The sequence below is a fragment of the Candidatus Chlorobium masyuteum genome (assembly GCF_011601315.1).
GTDB lineage: Bacteria > Bacteroidota > Chlorobiia > Chlorobiales > Chlorobiaceae > Chlorobium > Chlorobium masyuteum.
The window spans coordinates 418,778-440,254 of the sequence record NZ_JAAORA010000002.1 but is presented as its reverse complement, the minus strand read 5'-3'; the positions used below and the strand labels follow the sequence as shown (position 1 = coordinate 440,254).

Annotated in this window: 18 protein-coding genes; 5 read left to right on the top strand and 13 right to left on the bottom strand. The window is 51.2% G+C overall.

Going from position 1 to position 21,477, the window contains the following annotated elements:
* Positions 1-295 precede the first annotated feature (295 nt).
* Positions 296-802, top strand: coding sequence for a recombination regulator RecX (gene recX / locus G9409_RS05625; protein ID WP_166807824.1), 507 nt, complete (start codon positions 296-298; stop codon positions 800-802).
* On the opposite strand, the gene pyrH is transcribed toward recX, so the two are convergent.
* The 5 genes from pyrH to rplM form a co-directional block, all read right to left on the bottom strand.
* Positions 784-1,503: a UMP kinase gene (gene pyrH / locus G9409_RS05620; protein ID WP_166807823.1), complete on the bottom strand. Its 720-nt coding sequence runs from the start codon at positions 1,501-1,503 to the stop codon at positions 784-786. The two genes, recX and pyrH, sit on opposite strands and share 19 nt — an antisense overlap.
* A 90-nt stretch (positions 1,504-1,593) precedes the next feature.
* Positions 1,594-2,460, bottom strand: a complete 867-nt coding sequence (gene tsf, locus G9409_RS05615; RefSeq protein ID WP_166807822.1) for a translation elongation factor Ts — start codon at positions 2,458-2,460, stop codon at positions 1,594-1,596.
* A gap of 33 nt (positions 2,461-2,493) precedes the next feature.
* On the bottom strand, positions 2,494-3,249 hold the full coding sequence (gene rpsB, locus G9409_RS05610) for a 30S ribosomal protein S2 (RefSeq protein WP_166807821.1): 756 nt from the start codon (positions 3,247-3,249) through the stop codon (positions 2,494-2,496).
* Between the two features lie 167 nt (positions 3,250-3,416).
* A complete protein-coding gene (gene rpsI, locus G9409_RS05605; protein ID WP_006365310.1) occupies positions 3,417-3,806 on the bottom strand; it encodes a 30S ribosomal protein S9 in 390 nt (129 codons plus the stop codon).
* Between the two features lie 17 nt (positions 3,807-3,823).
* The gene (gene rplM / locus G9409_RS05600) at positions 3,824-4,273 is read right to left on the bottom strand and encodes a 50S ribosomal protein L13 (protein ID WP_006365311.1); all 450 of its coding nucleotides are present in this window, start codon (positions 4,271-4,273) and stop codon (positions 3,824-3,826) included.
* A gap of 151 nt (positions 4,274-4,424) precedes the next feature.
* Between rplM and der the strand changes: the two genes are divergently transcribed.
* From der to G9409_RS05585, 3 genes are all read left to right on the top strand, one after another.
* Positions 4,425-5,738, top strand: a complete 1,314-nt coding sequence (der, locus tag G9409_RS05595) for a ribosome biogenesis GTPase Der (protein ID WP_166807820.1) — start codon at positions 4,425-4,427, stop codon at positions 5,736-5,738.
* Positions 5,739-5,812: 74 nt separating this feature from the next.
* Positions 5,813-6,931, top strand: coding sequence for an Mrp/NBP35 family ATP-binding protein (locus G9409_RS05590; RefSeq protein ID WP_166807819.1), 1,119 nt, complete (start codon positions 5,813-5,815; stop codon positions 6,929-6,931).
* A gap of 116 nt (positions 6,932-7,047) precedes the next feature.
* Complete coding sequence (locus G9409_RS05585) at positions 7,048-7,308, top strand: NifU family protein (protein ID WP_006365316.1); 261 nt, start codon at positions 7,048-7,050, stop codon at positions 7,306-7,308.
* A 7-nt stretch (positions 7,309-7,315) separates the two neighbouring features.
* Here G9409_RS05585 and G9409_RS05580 read toward each other — a convergent pair whose 3' ends face one another.
* The 8 genes from G9409_RS05580 to uvrB all read right to left on the bottom strand — a co-directional run bounded on the left by G9409_RS05580 (position 7,316) and on the right by uvrB (position 18,245).
* Complete coding sequence (locus G9409_RS05580; RefSeq protein ID WP_166808035.1) at positions 7,316-9,727, bottom strand: DNA translocase FtsK; 2,412 nt, start codon at positions 9,725-9,727, stop codon at positions 7,316-7,318.
* Positions 9,728-9,763: 36 nt separating this feature from the next.
* The gene (gene gcvT / locus G9409_RS05575) at positions 9,764-10,861 is read right to left on the bottom strand and encodes a glycine cleavage system aminomethyltransferase GcvT (protein WP_166807818.1); all 1,098 of its coding nucleotides are present in this window, start codon (positions 10,859-10,861) and stop codon (positions 9,764-9,766) included.
* 237 nt (positions 10,862-11,098) lie between these two features.
* On the bottom strand, positions 11,099-11,422 hold the full coding sequence (locus G9409_RS05570) for a putative signal transducing protein (RefSeq protein ID WP_166807817.1): 324 nt from the start codon (positions 11,420-11,422) through the stop codon (positions 11,099-11,101).
* Positions 11,423-11,431: 9 nt separating this feature from the next.
* On the bottom strand, positions 11,432-12,088 hold the full coding sequence (locus G9409_RS05565) for a TPM domain-containing protein (protein WP_166807816.1): 657 nt from the start codon (positions 12,086-12,088) through the stop codon (positions 11,432-11,434).
* Between the two features lie 98 nt (positions 12,089-12,186).
* Positions 12,187-12,936 (bottom strand): TPM domain-containing protein, encoded by a 750-nt coding sequence (locus G9409_RS05560; RefSeq protein ID WP_166807815.1) that lies wholly within the window; start codon positions 12,934-12,936, stop codon positions 12,187-12,189.
* Positions 12,937-12,950: 14 nt separating this feature from the next.
* Positions 12,951-13,538 (bottom strand): LemA family protein, encoded by a 588-nt coding sequence (locus G9409_RS05555; RefSeq protein WP_166807814.1) that lies wholly within the window; start codon positions 13,536-13,538, stop codon positions 12,951-12,953.
* A gap of 162 nt (positions 13,539-13,700) precedes the next feature.
* Positions 13,701-15,902: a RelA/SpoT family protein gene (locus G9409_RS05550; protein WP_006365323.1), complete on the bottom strand. Its 2,202-nt coding sequence runs from the start codon at positions 15,900-15,902 to the stop codon at positions 13,701-13,703.
* A gap of 294 nt (positions 15,903-16,196) precedes the next feature.
* Positions 16,197-18,245 carry an excinuclease ABC subunit UvrB gene (gene uvrB / locus G9409_RS05545; RefSeq protein ID WP_166807813.1) on the bottom strand — a complete coding sequence of 683 codons (2,049 nt, stop codon included), beginning with the start codon at positions 18,243-18,245 and terminating at the stop codon, positions 16,197-16,199.
* A 268-nt stretch (positions 18,246-18,513) separates the two neighbouring features.
* On the opposite strand from uvrB, the gene G9409_RS05540 reads away from it, so the two are divergent.
* Positions 18,514-21,459 carry a M16 family metallopeptidase gene (locus G9409_RS05540; RefSeq protein ID WP_166807812.1) on the top strand — a complete coding sequence of 982 codons (2,946 nt, stop codon included), beginning with the start codon at positions 18,514-18,516 and terminating at the stop codon, positions 21,457-21,459.
* Positions 21,460-21,477: the final 18 nt, after the last annotated feature.

Below are 21,477 nucleotides of genomic sequence, written 5' to 3'. Positions count from 1 at the left end.
TTAAAGCATTGAATATAGCAAAATTGAAGAGAGAGAAAAAGCCGGAACTCTTGCGCCCGTCTCTCAATATGGGTCAAAACGCTCAGCAACAGATGACCGCTCACGCCCTATTATGAATAGTTGCTTGACAGCACCCTTTCCGGGTGTAAAGGGCGAGCTGAAAACGAGCAGCGCTTTACGAAAGCGAATTGGTGCTTTACAGGAATCACGCTTCATCGTACATTCAAGGGAGGTGGAGCAGAAGCTCTGGCTTGAACAGGCTCTCTCAACAGATCAATTCAGAAAGAGAAACCATATGACCGATAGAGACAAAGAGGGTGCGATGCTCTTCGCAGTTAAACTGCTTGGACTGCGCAGTCATAGCCGGGATGAGCTTGAGCGCAAACTCCGGAAAAAAGGGTATGAAGTGAGCTGTATCGAAAAGGTAATGGAGAAGCTGACCCTTCAGGGCCTGATTGATGACCGGGTGTTCGGTGAGGAGTTTATCCAGAGCCGGTCAAGGAGGAAACCTGCGGGAAAGCTGAGAATGAGAAGCGAACTGAGAAAGAAAGGGGTTTCCGATACCATTATCACTACCCTCGTGAGTGCGATGGACTCAAGGGAACTCTGCCTGAAAGCGGCGGAGAAAAAAATCAGATCACTGCATGCACGGTCCGGAGCCGACAAAAAAAAGCGGCTTGAGCAGTTCCTGCACAACAGGGGATTTGAATGGCAGGATATACAACCGGTAGTCAAGTCTTTGCTTGAGGCCGGCGGAGCCGGCCCCGACGATCAGGAGCTCTATCAGCAGGAATCACCGTGAACCAGTGAACCAACCTTTTCACCTTTAAGCAGCCTTGTGAAGTTCCCTTTCTCATTCATGTTCAGCACCACAATGGGCAGCACATTTTCACGGCAGAGCGTAATTGCCGTCATATCCATAACCTTGAGGTTTTTACGGATCACATCGAGATAGGATATGTTCGAAAAGAACTCGGCATTCGGATTTTTCTCGGGATCCGAATCGTAGATGCCGTCCACCCGGGTACCCTTGACAATAACATCAGCCTCTATTTCAATCGCACGAAGTGACGCTGCCGTATCGGTTGTAAAGTAGGGATTTCCTGTTCCGGCACCGAAAATAACCACTCTTCCCTTTTCAAGATGCCTCACCGCCCTGCGCCGGATAAAGGGTTCAGCCATCTGCTCCATCTTTATTGCTGTCTGCAGCCGGGTAAAGACACCTTTGCGCTCAAGTACATCCTGAAAGGCGAGAGAGTTTATCACGGTGGCGAGCATACCCATATAGTCCGCCTGTACACGGTCCATCTTTGCAGCGGCCTCTGAAACGCCGCGAAAGATGTTTCCGCCCCCTATGACCAGGGCAATTTCAGCTCCCATATCCCTTGCCTCCCTGATCTCCTCGGCATAACGTTCAAGCATCTCGGCATTGAGACCGTAACCGTCTGCCCCTGCAAGTGCTTCACCACTTAATTTGAGCAAGATGCGCTTGTATTGCAGCATGTCCCTCTCCTCCTGAACAAAAGGTTAATAAATCAAAAGAAAGATAAATACCGGGCAAAAAAAAAGCCTCGAAAAACGAGGCTTCTTTTTTTATTCTCCTATCTGACAGCGAACAAAATCGATAACATCGACCTTCGCCTGATGCTTCTTCCTGAACTCGCTGAGCACATCAGCAACCTTGGTGTTGTTGTCCTTGATAAAGGATTGCTCGGTCAGCACTACCTCCTGATAATACTTTTCAAGCCTTCCGGTAACAATCTTGTCAACGAACTCCTCTTTCTTTCCCTGTCCAAGTGCCTGCTGGCGAAAGATCTCCGACTCTCTGGCAATATAATCAGCAGGAACCTTCGACCGGTCGGTAACAATCGGAGCTGCTGCAGCAACCTGCATGGCAAGATCTTTTGCCAGCTCCCTGAGCAGTTCAGGCTTGTCGGTAGCAACATGAATAATCGCTCCAAGCCGGGATCCGGGATGGATATAGGCCTCAACCAGTCCGTCATGGGCATCGCAGGAAACAAGACGCTTGAGAGCAATCTTCTCACCGAGCTTGCCGGTCATGGTCTTTATTGCTCCATCAACTGTTTCACCACCATAGGTTTCACCAAGAGTGAGCGCAAGCAAATCTTCAGGAGAAGCGGCTCCGCTCGAAAGAGCAAGGTCGGCAAGCGCGGCAGCAAAAGAGGTGAAAACCTCACCGCGGGCAACAAAGTCGGTCTCGCAGTTAAGTTCAAGAATAACACCACTCTTGCGGTCATCACCTATTTTAACCGTTACCATTCCCTCGTTGGCTTCCCTGTCCGCCCGTTTGGCGGCAAGAGCTGCACCCTTCTTGCGAAGATAATCGATAGCTTTCTCTATGTCCCCTGCGGTTTCATCAAGGGCTTTTTTGCAGTCCATCATCCCTGCACCGGTAATATCACGAAGACTTTTTACGTCTTTTGCTGAAATCTGGCTCATTGAAATATCACTCTTTTATATTATAAACTGGGCTTATTCGCTGATCTCTTCCTCTTCGCCGTCCTCTTCCTCTTCATCAAGATCGGCAAGAACCTCCTGCTCAACCTTCAGCTCTCTTGCTTTGAGGATCGTATCGGCAACGGCCTTGACCATAAGCTGTATCGAACGGATTGCATCATCGTTGGCAGGAATGACAAAATCAACCTGCTCCGGGTCACAGTTGGTATCGACCATGGCGATGATCGGGATACCGAGTGAACGGGCTTCCTTGATGGCGATGTGCTCTTTCTTGATATCAACGATAAAGAGTGCTGCCGGAAGGCGCGTCATGGTAGCGATACCGCCGAGAATCCTCATCAGCTTCTCCTTTTCACGGCCAAGCATGAGACGCTCTTTTTTGGTAATCATATCGAAGGTACCGTCAGTCTCCATTCTGTCAATGGAGTTCATCCGTCTGATACTCTGGCGGATGGTAGAGAAATTGGTAAGCATACCGCCAAGCCAGCGCTCGCAGACATAGGGCATCCCTGCGCGTTCGGCTTCTGCGGCAATAATCTGTTTGGCCTGCTTTTTTGTACCGACAAACATGATCTCCCTGCCTGTCTGCGCAACAGCCTCAAGAGCCTTCAGCGCTTCGTCGGCAAGAACAACCGTTTTCTGCAGATCAATAATGTGAACACCGTTCTTTTCCATGAAAATATACGGCTTCATTTTCGGACACCAACGGCGTGCAAGGTGACCGAAGTGTACTCCTGCGCGGAGCATCTCTTCAAGCTGGAAATGCGACATCTCTTCTCTTCCTGTGGTTTAGTTATTCCTCTACCGTGCATCTACTGACCGGTATCCGGCGCCGGAGCGCCGGACACTTCCGGTAAGCTTCATCCCGATTGCGTCGGAATGAGCACGATATGTGAAGTTGTTTACTGAAATACAAAAGCAAGTACGGATAGCCGGGATTAACGCTTCGAGAACTGGAAACGTTTGCGGGCTTTTTTGCGACCGAATTTTTTCCGTTCTACCATACGCGGATCTCTGGTCAGAAGCTTCTCGGTTTTAAGGACAACACGGGCAGTTTCATCAAACTCGGTAAGAGCGCGGGCAATGGCAAGACTGACTGCTCCGGACTGGCCGCTTACACCGCCGCCCTGAACGTTGATCTTGATATCAAAATCCTCTGTTTTTTCTGTAAGCACAAGCGGACGGAGAGCCTGCTGACGCTTGAACTCATCCTTGAAATACTCTTCAACCGGCAGTTTGTTGATGATGATCCGACCTTTACCCGGGCTCAGAAATGCTCTTGCCACGGAGGTTTTACGGCGTCCTACTGTATCGATAACCTCTTTCATTACCTATTCTTTATGGTTTATTTTATTTTCATTTCAACAGGTACCTGCGCAGCATGCGGATGCTCGGGGCCTGCATAGACCTTGAGTTTCCTGAAAAGCTGGCGGCCGAGATTATTGTGCGGCAGCATTCCCCAGACGGCATGCTCGATAACCTTCTCGGGCTTTTTCTTCAAAACATCCTTGACATGATCAATCTTGACGCCACCGGGATAGTGCGAATGCGAAAAGTAGGATTTCTGATCCTCTTTTTTACCCGTCAGGGCAACTTTTGCCGCATTGGTCACAACAATAAAATCACCGGTATCAATATGCGGCGTAAACTGCGCCTTATGCTTGCCCCGAAGGACCTTTGCGATTTCAGAAGCCATTCTGCCAAGGACCTGACCTTCGGCATCAATGATATACCACTTCCGCTCGACTTCAACAGGCTTGGCCGAATATGTTTTGAAACTTAACGTCTTGCTCATGCTGTACTATAGGATTAACTGGACTTTTCCGAAAAATAAAGTTCATCAATGTAAATTATTTCACTTAATTCTACAAATTATACCTTATATCTAAAAAGGAATTCCAGGGGAGCCCGGACCAACTTTTTTTACCAAGACTGCATCTGCTGTTATGAAGCCTTTAATCGCACTGGTGGGCCGACCCAATGTCGGCAAATCGACCCTCTTCAACAGAATCCTGCGCCAGCGAAGCGCCATTGTTGACAGTACGCCCGGCGTGACAAGGGACCGCCACATCGCGGATGGAGAATGGCAGGGAAAACAGTTTCTCCTGATGGATACCGGCGGCTACAACGCCGAGAGCGACCTCATAAGCAAGGCGATGCTTGAGCAGACCCTGATGGCCATTCGCGATGCCGATATTATTGTTTTCGTCACCGATGCCCGTGCCGGACTCTCCTACGAGGATCTCGAACTCGGCAAGCTTCTGAAACGCAACTTCCAGAACAAGCAGCTCTTCTTTGCGGTCAACAAGGTCGAATCCCCCCAGCTCATTATCGAGGCTGAATCCTTTATCAGTACCGGATTCACCAAGCCATACTTCATCTCGGCAAAAGATGGCAGCGGTGTTGCGGATATGCTCGACGATATCCTTGAAACATTCCCCGAACTTGAAGATGTTCCTGATGAAGAGGACTCAGCCATAAGCCTTGCCATCGTCGGCAGGCCGAATGTAGGCAAATCAAGCTTTGTCAATGCGCTGCTCAATTCAAACCGCCATATCGTATCAAGCATAGCAGGCACAACCCGAGACGCCATTGACAGCCGGTTTACCCGCAAAAAGCAGGAGTTCGTTCTGATTGATACCGCAGGATTGAGAAAACGCACCAAAATCGACCGGGGAATTGAATATTACAGTTCGCTCCGGACAGAAAAAGCACTTGAGCGCTGCGATGTTGCTCTCGTCATGCTTGATGCCACACCCGGCATCGAAAAGCAGGATCTGAAAATCATCAATATGGCGGTCGAGAAGAAAAAAGGCGCACTCCTTCTCGTCAATAAATGGGACCTGATTGAAAAGGATTCAAAGACCAGCAAAATCTACGAGGATAACCTTCGCTCCAGCATGGGCAACCTCGGCTACATACCGGTTCTGTTTATTTCAGCGCTGACCAAAAAGAATCTCTACCGCGCCATTGATACCGCACAGCAGATCAGTGAAAGCCGCTCCCGTAAAATAAGCACCAGTGCTCTCAACCGCTTCCTTGAAGAGACTCTACAGCAAAAGCACCCGTCAAGCAGAACCGGCAAGGAGCTGAAAATCAAGTATATGACCCAGATCGAATCCCACTGGCCGATATTTGCATTTTTCTGCAATGATCCGGAACTTGTGCAGACCAATTTCATCAAGTTTCTTGAAAAAAAGCTGCGTGAAACATTCTCGCTTGAAGGGGTACCGATTTCGCTTCGCTTCATGCAGAAATAAGGCGCAGTCACTCTCTGAAAGCTGATCATCTGTTTCTACGAGCACCGCTCTTAACCATTAATCGCCACAGTCGTATGTCCATCATAACAGAAGCGCAAATTATCGCAGCGCTCAGTACCGTCAATGACCCTGACCTGAACAGGGATCTCGTTACACTCAACATGATATCCGATGTCCGGATTGAGAGCGGAAACAGGGTCTCGTTTACGGTAACGCTTACCACACCGGCATGCCCGCTCAAAGAGCAGATCAAGCAATCCTGTATAGCGGCAGTAAACGCACAGGTACCGGGAGTTTCTGCCATTGAGGTAACCATGAGCTCGAAAGTCACCTCCTCCTGCGGCCATCACGGCCACCAGCATGGAGAGCACCATCACGAAGGGCAACACACCTGCTGCAGCGAAAAACCGCTGAAAAATGTCAAAAACATCATTGCCGTAGCATCCGGAAAAGGCGGTGTCGGAAAATCAACCTTTGCCGTAAACCTTGCGGTCTCGCTTGCCGGAACAGGAGCAAAAGTCGGCCTGATTGATGCCGATCTCTACGGGCCGAGTATTCCGACGATGTTCGGACTCCTTGATGCTAAACCGGAAGTGGTGAACAAGAATCTGGTTCCCCTTGAGAAATATGGCGTGAAACTGATGTCGATCGGCTTTCTGGTTGACACTGATACCGCAGTTGTCTGGCGGGGCCCCATGGCGTCAAGTGCCATCAAACAGTTCATCAATGAGGTGGATTGGAATGAGCTTGATTACCTGATTTTCGATATGCCTCCCGGTACCGGTGATATTCAGATCACCCTTGTCCAGACCATTCCGCTGAGCGGCGCGGTTATCGTTACGACACCACAGGATGTTGCCCTTGCCGATGTATCAAAGGCAGTCAGCATGTTCCGCAAGGTGAATGTACCTATTCTCGGGCTGGTTGAAAATATGAGCTACTACGAACTTCCGGATGGCACCAAAGACTACATTTTCGGCCACCATGGAGGAGAGAACTTCGCCAGAACCCACGGGCTTGAATTCCTCGGCTCAATCCCTATTGACCGTGAAGTTCGCGAAGACGGCGACAACGGCACTCCCTATGTTCTTGGCCATTCAGGCTCGGCAACATCCGAAGCGGTCAACCGTGCAGCGATGGAGGTAGCCCGCAGGGTTTCTATAACCAATGCCGAATGCGCCGCAGCGAAATAAGGTTATTCCGGAAATTAAAAGCGCTCCCTTGTTGTTTTTTTGCGGCGGAGGTTTAATATTAATGCTATGAATCTCAGGCCGGAAACACTATTAATCATTACAAAACTATTCAGATCATGAGCACCAGCAAGGATTATCTTCCAAACAGTGATGCAATTTACGACCGGGTCATAGCTGCACTTGAAACCGTACGTCCCTACCTTCAGGTTGACGGCGGCGACTGCCAGCTTGTAGGGATTTCAAAGGATATGGTTGTTGATGTCAAGCTGCTCGGTGCATGCGGCTCATGCCCCATGAGCACACTCACCCTGCGTGCAGGTGTTGAGCAGGCAATCAAAAAGGCTAATCCCGAGATTGTCCGCGTAGAATCCGTCTGAAATTCCCTTACCCGTCCAGATTTCTCAACAGTAGTTCCAGGGAGTCCTCGTTATTGATGAGGACTTCCCTTGCTCTACTGCCGTCAGCTTCACTGACAATCCCGCTGAACTCAAGCTGGTCCATCACTCTTCCCGCACGACTGAACCCGAGCCTCAAACGACGCTGCAGAAGCGAAACACTGGCCTGCTGATGCATAACCACAAGACGTGCCGCCTCCTCAAACATGCTGTCCCTCCCATCCTTCTCCGTACTTCCGGATGACTGGGATCCGTTGCCTTTCTGGGAATCGGGAGCCGGAAGCACACAGAGATTCTTGAGCGCATGCTGGGAACCGATAAAGGAGGTAATTGCCTCCACCTCTCCCGAGGAGACATAGGGCCCCTGAATACGCATCGCCTTTGGCTGGTCGGAAGGCTGAAAGAGCATATCACCGTTTCCAAGAAGCTGATCGGCACCCGAGCTGTCGAGAATGGTGCGGGAATCAACCCTGCTTGCCACCTGAAAAGCAATTCGTGAAGGGAAGTTAGCCTTGATAATACCGGTTATGACATCAACCGAAGGGCGCTGGGTGGCAACAATGAGGTGAATACCGACAGCACGGGCAAGCTGGGCAATCCTGATGATCGGCTCTTCAACCTCACGTCCGGCCGTAATCATGAGATCGGCAAGCTCATCAATGACCACAACAATATAGGGCAGCGCCTCTTCAGGGAAACGGCGGTTAAGGTCACCGATATTGCGCACACCCGCCTTTTCAAGGGTCTCATAACGCAGCTCCATCTCCTTGACCACACACTTCAGGGCATAGACCGCCTTCTGTGGATCGGTTATGATCTGCTCCTCAATACCGGGAAAACGCATGAGAAAATGGTTCTTCAGATGCTGGTACTGAAAGAGTTCAACCCGTTTCGGATCAACCATCACAAATTTGACCTTGTCTGGGCTGCATGCATAGAGCAGGCTTGATATGATAACATTGATACAGACCGACTTTCCGGCACCGGTTGCACCGGCTATCAACAGATGCGGCATGGTCGCCAGATCAGCAATGTAGACCTCATTGGCAATGGTTTTGCCGAGTACAATCGGCAGAACCATCTTGCTGTTTTTGAACTTTTCAACCTGAAGCACCGAGCGAAGCCAGACCGTTTTCGGCTTTCCGTTGGGAATCTCGACTCCGACCGCATTTTTACCGGGAATAGGAGCAATGATCCTGATTCCGCGGGCGGAAAGAGCCATGGCAAGATCATTCTCAAGGGATTTAACCCGGCTCACCTTGACATCCGGCGCCAGCTCCAGTTCAAACAGGGTCACACGGGGGCCTACCGTTGTTGATATTCTCTTGACCTCAATCTTGTAGATCGCAAGCTTCTCAAGCAGCTTCCGCTTGCTTTCGGCGAGGTGATGCTCATCGATATGGTCATTATCCTCAGGTACCTTTTCCAGCAGGTCAATCGAGGGAAACCGGTAAGCTTCACGGTCCCTGGTCTGTACTTTCAGACGACGCTCATCAAGATCGGCCTCTTTTTCCCGAACGGTTTGATGAATAATCATCTCAGGCTCACCGGGAACCTGGGAGATCAACTGCTGCAGGGTGGTAGATGCAGCCGGAGTTGCGTCCGCCGGCAGAGCAGGTTCATCATAAGTGAGCGGAACTGCCTGACGATGCTCTTCCTTCGGTTGCATAACCGGTGCCGGAACAGATCGCATCTGCTCCTCCTTTTTCCGCAAGGCCTCTTCCTGTTTTACTCTTCTCTTTTCGGCCCTTTTTTCCTGACGCTCTTCATTCCACGACCTGATGGCTTCAGCCGGGACGCTGGCCGCTCTCATGACCGTAACAACAATTCGTGAGAGTGCCGCAAACACACTTTTGCCCATATAGAAGGTGAGCACTACGGCAATCACACCGAGCAAAACCCATGCGCCGGTAAATCCTATGACCGTTGAAAGCAGTGCGGCAAGCATACGCCCGATTGTTCCGGCCATGACATCACTGAATGGTGCTGACGTGAGTCCGAACATGGAAGCCGCAACAATGGAGATAACCACACTGTAAAGAAAAAAGAAGAGCGCTGGTTTGAGACTTTTTGCCCGAAGCAGTGACCATCCCCAGAAAAACATGGATAGCACAGGCAGAATAACCGGATAACCAAGAAAGGAGTTGATAAAGAACGCCGAAAGCCGCGCACCAAGGAGGCCGAAAGGGTTATGGATACTCTCGGCAACATCACTGGCGGCTTTGCCGAATATATCATACCAGCGAAGAGCCGCAAAGCTCGCTTCATCATCGGGATGAAAACTCAGGATGGCACAGATCAAATAGAGAGAGCCCAGCATAAAAGCAATGCCGATGATCTCCTTTTTGAGCATCGTCCTGTCCGGTGCACTCCCTTTGGCTGCTTTTTTCTCTCTTTTCATTTTCACGGTGCACTCACTCCTTGATAACTTGTACCGTCAACCCAGAGAGGTTGTAACAAACGGCAGACTCCTGATCACACCGCTGTGGAAACCACCACGAACTTCCACAAAAATCGGTGTTCCCGGTTTTATATACTGGCGAACAATATTGCAGGTACCTACCGGCTCCTGCAGCGTCGGTGACTGGGTGCCACTGCATACCCAGCCAATCTCCTGGCGGTCACGGTTATAGACCTTGAAATGCTGGCGGGGAAGCACCCGACCTTCAAGCGAGAATCCGGCAACACCCCTCTGGAGGTTACTTTCAACCTGCTGGCAGGCCTCCTTACCGATAAAATGCCCCTTCTCCATCTTGACCACCCACTTCAGACGGGCTTCAAGCGGATTGGTATCCTGATCAATCTCATGGCCATAAAGTGAATAACCCATCTCAAGGCGAAGCGTATCACGGGCACCCAGACCGATTGGCTGAATACCATCCTCTTTTCCCGCCTCCATGAGCGCTTCCCATAACGGTTGCGCCTGTTCATTCGAAAGACAGATCTCAACACCCTGCTCTCCGGTATAACCGGTTCGTGCTATGATCGCCTCCGAACCATTGAACAGCGCACTGCAGAAGTGAAATGATCCAAGCGAGTTGACTTCTGTCGAAGGAAATACTCTCGAAAGAATATTCAGCGCCAGCGGCCCCTGCAGGGCAATCAGCGAGAGACGATCGGTATGATCTTCAAGCACAACTCCCTCAAAAGCGCCGATATGCTCCTGCAGCCAGGCATAATCCTTCGGAGCATTGCTTGCGTTGACAATGAGAAAAAAGGTTTCGCTGTCAATACGATAGATAATCAGGTCGTCCACAATACCCCCGTTCGGATAGAGCATGAGATTGTACTGTGCCTGACCGTCTGCGGCTTTGGAGATGTCATTGGTCGTCATGGATTGAAGGAACTCCAGTGCTCTTTTGCCCCTGACATAAAAGTTGCCCATGTGGGAGACATCAAAAAGCCCCGCAGCACTCCGCACTGCCCTATGCTCGGCAATAATGCCCGCATACTGAACCGGCATCAGATAGCCGCCAAAATCGATAATTTTTGCTCCGGCCTTTTCATGCCAGTCGTACAATGCGGTTTTTTTCATAACTACCCTATACTAAAGTTGTTGAGCGATATTGCCGCTGAGCGTAAAAAAACATCCTTAAAGAGAAAAATACGTTTTTTCCCGTGATCCAGGACAAACTGTTCATGGTAAAACAAGGTAAACCATGCAAGTAAAGCCAATATACGAATCCTGATTTCCTGCAAAACAGAGCGGCGAAATATTTTCATTGAAGAAGTGATCAAAAGGGGTGAACAGGATGCGGATGAAAACAAGTTTTTACTCGTCGCTTTGCCGCCCGCACTTCCAGCATGAACTGAACTGCCCTTCAATCGCTTCGCCGCAATCCGGGCTAACCCATTGGGGATGCGTTTCAAGCAGTGAGCTCCGCCATGCCGCCTTCAACTCGCAGGCACGGGGATAGTCGGAGTCATGCATAATCCAGAGTGCCGGAAGGCACTCCTGGGGCGCAAGCTCACCTGAAGCAATGGAGAGATGTTCGTTGCGGATGGTGCATGCAATCTCCTCCCTGTCAAGCAGCTCCCTGAGCAGGTAGACCTCGCCTGACTGGCTCATGGTGTTTGGAGTAAAGAGGTGTTTCATAGCGGTGCCCTATTTTCCTGCGCCGATAATAACCTCGTCGGAAAGCTCATTGCGGTCACCGGCTTTGAGCGGAAAATGAGTGGAGAGGATATCTGCACAACGATCAACCGCTGTAGCAATTGCTGCGGCCTGTGTTTTGGCATGGATGCCGCCGACAATGGTCGTAACAATCTCCTGCCAGGCATCCTTGTTCACCCTGTCATTGATACCTTTGTCGGCAATAACACGCACGTGGTGCTCGAAGAGGGAGATGTAGATGAGAATGCCGGTATGGTCAACCGTCTGGTTGAGATCCCGGTAATAAAAGGTTTGAATAGCCGCCTCCTCAACCTCCTCTCTCATGTCGGAACGGGTAACAAAAATGCGTTTGAGCAGAGGCACCCGCCTGATCACTTCGTGAACAAAAATGAACACTATACTGAAAAGAGCAGGAAAGAACCACATACTCTCCTTGCCGATAAATTGCTCATAGAGAAAGGTCACGGCAATGGAGATAATCATCGCTGTCAGGAGACTGCCGAGCATTGAGGCAAGCGGATAGTGATAACTGGAGGGAACCACCATAACCACGATCTCTCCGGCGGTGCGCTTTTCCGCCTCCGCAACCCGCGCCTCAATATGCTGCCGTTCAGCAGCTGTAAGGAATTTTTCCGCCGGATCTTTCATAATATCACCAATCTTTATGTGTTCATAGAAGCGATATACATCGTCGTGAGCGATTTGATGTTCAAGCCCCATCGGGGCGAAATATCGGTAGCGCCCACCTACCAGTCCCCTGACGCTCCTCCCCCGCCAAAACCACCTCCGCCTCCGCTGAAGCCGCCTCCGCCACCACCGCCAAAGCTTCCTCCTCCACCGTAAAATCCGCCGCCAGGGCCGCCGATCATCGGTCCGCCTCCCCGGTGACCCCGGGAGAGCTGGCTGATAAAATAGATCACCAGTAGAATAATGAACAAAAGAGGAATGGAGGGCTTGCCGTTGCTCCCTTTTGCCTGTGGTTTCGCCTGGTACTCTCCATGAACCGCCGCAATGATGGCATCAACCCCTTTGGTGAATCCGGCATCAAACCGGCCCGATTTAAAATCCGGAACGATCTCGTCATTGATAATACGACCGGAGAGAAGATCGGTAAGCCGCCCCTCAAGGCCGTAACCAACCTCAATACGCACCTTGTGATCATCGCGGGAAACAATCAGCAGCACGCCGTTGTCACTCCCTTTATGACCTATTTTCCACGATTCGGCAACCCGTATTGAGAAATCCTCAATCGGGTCGCCCTCAAGCGAAGGAACCGTGAGAATGACGATCTGAGTCGATTCGGCCGTCTCAAACTGCTGAAGTTTCGCCTCGATTTCCGCCTTTGCCGCAGGAGAGATCATGGCCGCATAATCGTTAACCCGCCCTGTAAGAGCGGGCACACCGACAGCCATGAGGCTGTTTGATGGCATAAACTGGAGCAGGGTCGCCAGCAAAATAAGAGCAACCCGCACTCCCGTTGTTGTCAATCGCTTCATATAGCACTGCAAAATCAGAATTTCACCGCCGGTACCGCTTTTGCTGCTTCATCAGCCTTGAAATATGACTTGGCCTGCAACTTCAGAAGAAGGGTGTTGGTAAGGGAGTTCGGGAACTTCCTGATTGAGAAATTAAAAACCTCAACGGCACCGTTATAGCGCTGACGGGCCACACTGATCCGGTTTTCTGTGCCTTCAAGCTGAATCTGGAGATCCCGGAAATTCTGGTTGGCCTTGAGCTCCGGATAGCGCTCTACCGCAATCAGCAGACGCGATAGGGATGACGAGAGATTTCCCTGGGCACTCTGGAACTTTGCCATGGCCGCCGGGTCACTGAGCATCGCAGGCGTAAGCTGAATGGAGGTCGCTTTCGCTCTCGCTTCAATAACCGCGGTAAGGGTCTCCTTTTCAAAATTGGCCGCCCCCTTGACCGTGGCAACAAGATTCGGCACCAGATCGGCTCTCCGCTGCAACTGCGACTCAAGATCACCCCATGAACGGTTCACCGCCTCTTCATTCTGCTGGATGCTGTTGTAACCGCACCCGGAAAGGGTGCTGAATAAAAGAAAAAAAGCAAGCAATTTTGCCATAGACCATTTCATATCTCTCTCCTGTCTCATGTTTATATTTGGTTTAATTGAATGATAACAATCTCTTCATTATCGGGTTCATATCTTTTCCCCCAGGGTTGAAACCCTGGGCTATCAATATGTCGCTCCTCCGGAGCTTAAACACTCTGCATTTTCCATAACTCCTTGCCCTCTTCAGCTGATCAGACGCTCAACCGTAAAGATTCCCTGCACCTTTTTCAGCTTGTCCATAAGGGTATTGAGCTTTTCAGCGTTTCGGACATAGATCATCAGGGTTCCCACAAACATCCCGTCACGGGCGTGAAGCGAAATGCTACGGATATTGGTATCGAATTTGGAGATGACGGTGGTCAGCTGGTTTGAAATACCGAGACGATCTTCACCGACAATCCTGATACCGGCAAGAAAGTCGGTCTCGACTTTCCTGTTCCAGGAAACCGATACAACCCGTTCGCTTTTCAGCAGATTCTCGTTACTGACATTGAGGCAGTTCTTGCGGTGAATCTTCACCACCCCTTCACTGGTAACAAACCCGAGCACATCATCACCGGGTACCGGCTGGCAGCACTTTGCATAGGAGTAGGCAATATTGCTCATTCCGGCAATGGTCACCTCATCCTTTTTCGAAGCCGGACGATCCAGATCCTGATCGTGACGGGCAATCTGCAGGTAATCCTCAACCTGACGCGCCTCATCGGCAACGGTTTTCGAGGCCGGTTCATCCTTGCGGGGGTTGGTCACCCGCTCCATGACCTCTTCACCGTTGATCTGCTGGTTTGCCAGTGCGCTGAAAAAATCAGACGGAGTCTTGATCCCGTAGCGTTTGGCCTGCGTGACAATATCGTTATCCGTAAAGAGCTTTTTGGTGCCGCTCACCATTTTCTCCCACATGCCGCGCCCCTTCTCAATCTGCAGGCGCCGCTCCTCATTGATGGCCGAACGTATTTTCAGCTTGGCACGCTGGGTCACCACAATTTTCAGCCAGTCAGCCTTGGGCTTCTGGTTTTTGGAGGTGATGATCTCAAGACGGTCGCCGGACTTCAACTGCGCATTCAGACGGACAATCTTGCCGTTGACCTTCGCTCCGATACAGCCGTTACCTACCTCGGTGTGGATGGCATAGGCAAAATCTATCGGTGTTGCACCGGCAGGCATGGTCTTCATGTCTCCCTTCGGCGTAAAGACGTATATCTCGTCGTGATAGAGGTTGAGCTTGAACCCCTCCATAAAGGCCGCAGCAGAGTCGGCATCCTTGATCAGCTCCCTTGCCCAGCGGAGAAAAGAGTCGATATGGGCGTCATCCCTCGATATTTTCTCCTTGTACCGCCAGTGGGCCGCAACACCGAGCTCGGCAAACTCATGCATCCGCTTGGTGCGGATCTGCAGCTCGATCATGTTCCCTTTCGGGCCGATGATGGCCGAATGCAGCGACTGATAGCCGTTATGCTTGGGTATGGAGATGTAGTCCTTGAAGTGCTGCGGAATCGGAGGGTACTTCTGCGTAATGAAACCGTAGACCGCAAAACAGTCGGCAATTCGCTCCGTATCAACAATCACCCTCAGACCGTAGAGATCATGAATATCCTCAAAGTCCTTGTTCTTGTTGCGCATTTTGTTGTAGATGGAGAAGAGATGCTTGGCCCGTCCCTGCACCTCCACCTTGAACCCCTGCTTTTCCAGATCGGCCGTGATCGGATCAATCATCTTGTTCAGGTAGTTGATCCTCTCTCCCCTGCTCAGTCGAACCTTCTGCTGGAGAAACTCATACATCTCCGGATCGATATACTTGAGCGCAAGGTTTTCAAACTCAACCTTCATTTTTCCAAGACCGAACCGGTGAGCCAGAGGTGCATAGATATCCCTGGTCTCAAGCGCGATCTTCAGCCGGCGATGCTCCGGAAGCGACTCAAGCGTTCTCATGTTGTGCAGCCGGTCGCAGAACTTGATCAGAATGACCCTGATATCCTTGACCATCGACAGGAGCATCTTGCGAAACCCTTCCGCCTGCGTTGTCTCCCGGTTGATCATGATACCGGAGATCTTGGTCAGCCCTTCGACAATATCGGCTACCTCAACGCCAAGTTCGGCAACGATGTCCTCATAGGTATATCCGCTGTCCTCAATAACGTCGTGCAGCAGCGCTGCCGCCACAGAGACTCCGTCAAGGGGAAGCTCATTGAGCAGAATGGTGGCCACTTCAACCGGATGATAAAAAAAAGGCTCTCCTGAAGCCCTTTTTTCACCCTCATGTGCCCGATAGCACATAAAAAATGCCCGCTGAATCAGCGATTCATCAAAGTTTTTAAGATTCCTGCGCGAAAGCCGGAGAATCTCGTTCAGTTTATTGTAATGGTTTTTCTCTATCTGGGCTAACATCGTAACATCAACTCCGGTGAACAACGCATTAAAATGGAAACAAAGGAAAAACGGGAGAAAACTCCCTTTTATTATATAACGTTAATTCCAAACAAGAAAACAAACCGCCGAAAAAATCCGTTTTCGGAACACAGCATATCAATATGTCGAGGGGCACCGCTATAAATCGTCGTGAGCGATTTGAGTGCAAGGCGGCCGGAGCGCAGAAACCGGAATGTACACGAAGTACATGAGGATTTTGAGCACCGCCCAACGAAGCAATCGAAACGCGGAACAGATGTATAGCGGTGCACATCACTCCGAGGGCTGACGGGCTGTCATCACCTGCTCCAGCTTTGCAATCTCATCGCGCAGATAAGCCGCTTTTTCATACTCCATATGCACAGCCGCCTCCTGCATTTCAAGACGGAGCTCGGCAGCCATGGCATACCCCTCGGCCGGAGTCATGGATTCAAGCAGACCGGCAAGCATCCGTTCCGGTTTGGGCTCAAGGCCGAACCGCTTCCTGCGGTATCGCTCTTCGGCATCTGCTACCCCGGTTGTATCGAGAATCTGGTCAACCGATTTAATGATTGAGCGGGGCACAATGCCGTGCTCTTCATTGTAGCGCTGCTGGATAGTGCGGCGGCGGGCTGTTTCGTCAAGCACCTCGCGGATTGAACGGGTCACGACATCGGCATAGAGCACAACAAACCCCTCAACATTACGGGCCGCCCTTCCGGCAATCTGCATAAGCGAGCGGGTGTTGCGCAGAAAGCCCTCCTTGTCGGCGTCAAGAATCGCTACAAGTGAAACCTCGGGAAGATCAAGCCCTTCCCGCAGAAGATTGACACCGACAAGCACATCAATATCGCCAACCCTGAGCTCCCGGAGAATCTGTATGCGCTCAAGGCTCTTGATCTCCGAATGCAGATAACGCGACTTTATACCGGTTTTTCTGAAGAAATCGTGCAGATCCTCGGCCATTCTCTTGGTCAGGGTCATCACCAGCGCCTTGTTCCCCTTTGCGGTGTGCAGACGGATCTCGGCCAGCAGATTGTCGATCTGACCTTTGACCGGACGCACCTCTACCGGAGGATCGAGCAGACCGGTGGGACGCACAAGCTGCTCAACCACCACACCGCCGGAGCGGGTCAGTTCATGCTCGCTCGGAGTGGCACTTACGCAAATAACCTGCGGCGCCATCTCCTCAAACTCCTCAAAGCGGAGCGGCCGGTTGTCGAGCGCCGAAGGGAGCCTGAATCCGTGCTCGACAAGAATTGTTTTCCGGGAACGGTCGCCTCCGTACATACCGCGTATCTGCGGCAGGGTAACATGCGACTCATCTATGACAACGAGGTACTCCTCAGGGAAATAGTCGAGCAGGCAGTAGGGACGTTCACCGGCGTTGCGTCCGGAAAGATGACGCGAGTAGTTCTCGATTCCGGAACAGTAGCCAAGCTCCTTCATCATTTCAAGGTCATAGCGGGTCCGCTCCTCAAGGCGACGGGCCTCAAGCAGACGATTTTCCGCGCGGAACCAGTTGAGCTGACCGGCCAGCTCATTTTCAATACTGAGCATGGCCTCCTTAAGCTTCGCCTCTTCGGCCACAAACTGCCGGGCCGGATAGATAAAGGCATACGTATCAACACCGAGCACCTCGCCGCTGTGAATATCAAAGGTCTGAAGGCTCTCGATCTCGTTGCCGAAAAACTCCACCCTCAGCGCCAGCTCCTCATGCGCCGGAACCAGATCGATAATATCCCCCCTGACACGGAACTTTCCCGGTGCCGGATCGATATCGTCACGAACATAGTGCAGGGCAATCAGCTCCTTGAGAAAGAGGTCCCGATCCTTCTCCATCCCCGACCGCAGCTCGATAATCTGGGCTTTCCAGTCTTCCGGTGAACCGAGGCCGTAAATGCAGCTGACCGAACTGACCACAATCACATCCTTGCGGCCGCTGAGCAGGGAGCTGGTTGCCCGGAGCCTCAGACGCTCAATCTCGTCGTTGATGCGAAGGTCCTTGGCTATATACTTGTCAAGAGCGGGCAGGTAGGCCTCCGGCTGGTAAAAATCGTAGTAGCTGATGAAATACTCGACCGCATTATCAGGAAAAAACTGTTTAAGCTCTCCGTAAAGCTGGGCGGCAAGGGTCTTGTTGTGACTCATCACCAGAACGGGCTTGTTGACCCGGGCTATGACATTGGAGATGGTAAAGGTTTTTCCCGAACCGGTCACGCCGAGCAGGGTCTGATAGGGATTTCCCGACAGTACGCCTTCACTCAAAGCCTCAATGGCTTTCGGCTGGTCTCCTGTCGGACTGTATGGACTCACAAGCCTGTATAGATCACTCCCCTGCATAAACACTCACTTTTCTTGATATTGGAACTCCTCTTTTCTCTTTCGGTGCCTACAAGAACTATTAATACTGTTTGTTAGTTCTTCCAGAATCTTGTATAACAAAGTACCGGCTTCGATTGCTTTCCATAAACTCCGCATGCAAAAAGGCCCTCCCGAAAACGGACATCCGCTTTCCGGAACAGAGCATCACCGGCATGGCAATTTTCGTGCACGCACAGTGAATCCGGTTGCAATTATGCACATTTAATCCCATTATTATAATCTTTTCATGCCGGAAAATTTTCAAGCGTTCATGAACAGTCGCATCCCGATATTTGCCATCGGAATACTTTTTTTGCATTTAATTTCCTGTAAACCCATGATAAAAGAAGAGAAGCAGTATCCATACACAACAACACAGGGCGACTCCCTCCATACAAGAATCTATACACTGAAAAACGGCCTGACGGTCTTCATGAGCCCCTACAGGGACGAGCCGAGAATCTATACCTCCATTGCCGTACGTGCCGGAAGCAAGAACGACCCGGCAGAGACGACCGGCCTTGCACACTATCTCGAACACATGCTCTTCAAGGGTACCGATGCCATCGGCTCTCTTGACTATGAAAAGGAGCGCACCGAGCTCGACAAGATCACGGCACTCTATGAAGAGTACCGTTCAACCTCCGACCTTGACAAACGGGCGGCAATATACCGTGATATCGACAGCATATCCAATGTAGCGGCCAGCTTCACCGTCCCCAACGAGTACGACAAGCTGCTCAACTCCATCGGCGCACAGGGCACCAATGCCTACACCTGGGTCGAGCAGACGGTCTACGTCAATGATATCCCGTCAAACAAGTTTGACCAGTGGCTTACAATCGAAGCCGAACGGTTCCGCAATCCGGTCATGCGGCTCTTTCACACCGAGCTTGAAACGGTCTATGAAGAGAAAAATATGACCATGGACAGCGACAGCCGCAAAATATGGGAGAATCTCTTTGCCGGTCTCTTCAAAAAACACACCTACGGAACCCAGACCACCATCGGCAAGGCGGAGCATCTGAAAAATCCATCGATAAAAAATGTCATCGACTACTACCGCACCTACTATGTGCCGAACAACATGGCACTCTGTATCGCGGGTGACTTCGATCCGGATGAAACCATAAAAGTGATTGACCGGAAGTTTTCGGTACTCCAGCCAAAAGAGATCCCCCATTTCACTCCGGCAGTGGAAGAGGAGATCAAAAAGCCCACCGTCATCAAGGCCAAAGGGCCTGAGGCTGAAGAGCTGGTCATCGGATACCGCTTCAATGGCATCAACAGCAGTGACGCCGACTATCTGACCCTGCTCGACAAAATACTCTACAACCAGACCGCAGGCCTCATCGATCTCAACCTGAACCAGCAGCAGAAGGTGCTTGATGCCGGCTCCATGCTCGTGATGATGAAAGATTACTCCGCGCACATCCTGAGCGGTAAACCAAGGGAGGAGCAGAGCCTCGACCAGGTACGGGCACTGCTGCTTGAGCAGATTGAGCTGCTCAAAGAGGGGAAATTTCCCGACTGGATGCTTGAGGCGGCCATCAACGACCTTAAACTCGAACACCTTAAACTCTACGAAAGCAACCGGGGCAGGGTTGAAGCCTATGTAGACACCTTCATCTGGGGCATGCCATGGCAGGAGCACGTCAGCCAATTCGATCGTCTGGAGAAGATTACAAAGGCCGATATTGTTGCGTTTGCAAATAAACACTACGGCGATAACTATGTCACGGTCTACAAGGAGCACGGCAAGGCAAAAAGCGAAAAGAAGATCCAGAAACCGCCGATCACCCCGCTCAAGGTAAACCGCGACACCTCGTCGCCATTTGCCGAAAAGCTGCTGGCAGAGAAATCAACGAAAACCGAACCGGTCTTTCTCGACTACCGGAAGGATATCACCTTTGAGGATGTCAACCCCTCTATCAAGCTGCACTACCTGCAAAACCTTGAGAACGAGCTCTTCTCGCTCTATTATGTGTTTGATGTCGGCAAAAACCACAGCCGCAAAATCAACCTTGCGCTCGACTATCTCTCCTATCTCGGCACCTCCACGCTCACTCCGAGAGCCTTCAGCCAGGAGCTCTATAAAATCGGAGCAAGCTTCACAGCCTTCACGGCCGACAACTATGTCTACCTGAAACTCTCCGGACTGGGCAAGAATGCTCCGGCGGCTATCCGGCTGCTTGAAACGCTGCTGGTGGATGCCAAGCCCGACGAAGAAGCGCTTGAGAACCTCAAGGCCGGTGAGCTGAAAGAGCGCGCAGACGACAAGCTTTCGAAGAAAAAAATACTCTTCGAAGCCATGACCAACTACGGGAAATATGGAAAAACCTCTCCCTTCACCAATGTGCTGAGTGATGAGGAGCTTGGCAAGGTAACATCCACTGAACTGCTCTCGGAGCTGCACGATCTGCTGCAGTATCAGCACAGGGTGCTCTACTACGGCCCGGCCAGGGCGCAGGATGTGCTCGCGGAACTTCGTTCGGTACGCCACTACCCCGAGTCATTCAAAACGCCTCCGGTATCCGATCCCTACCCGGAGCTGGAACAGCAGGATAACCAGGTCTATGTGGTCGATTATGATATGACCCAGGCCGAGGTGATCATGCTGACGCGCGATGAGCTCTACGATCCATTGCAGGTTCCCCTGGCGACCTTCTTCAACGAGTATTACGGCGGAGGGATGTCGTCGGTGGTCTTTCAGGAGCTGCGCGAGGCCAAGGCCCTTGCCTACTCCGTCTTTTCGGTCTACAGGGCTCCGAAGCAGAAAGAGAAACACAACTACATGGTAAGCTATATCGGCACACAGGCCGACAAGCTGCCGGAAGCGCTTGAAGGGATCAGCCATCTGATGAACGACCTGCCGAAATCGCCCGAGCTCTTCGCGTCCGCCCAGAACGGCATTCTGCAGAAAATCTCGACCGAGCGCCTTACCAGAACCGAAGTGCTCTTCAACTATGAAGATGCGGTCAGAATGGGCCACAGCCATGATATCAGAAAAGATATCTATCGCGAAGCGGCAACCATAACGCTCAAGGATATCGAAGCCTTCCACAAAAAGCATCTGCGAAACAGAAACCATGTCATGCTGGTGCTCGGCAAAAAAGGGAACCTCGACATGGCAACCCTGAAAAAGTATGGCACGGTTAAGGAGCTTACGTTGAAGGATATTTTCGGATACTAACAGATTGCACCGCTCATG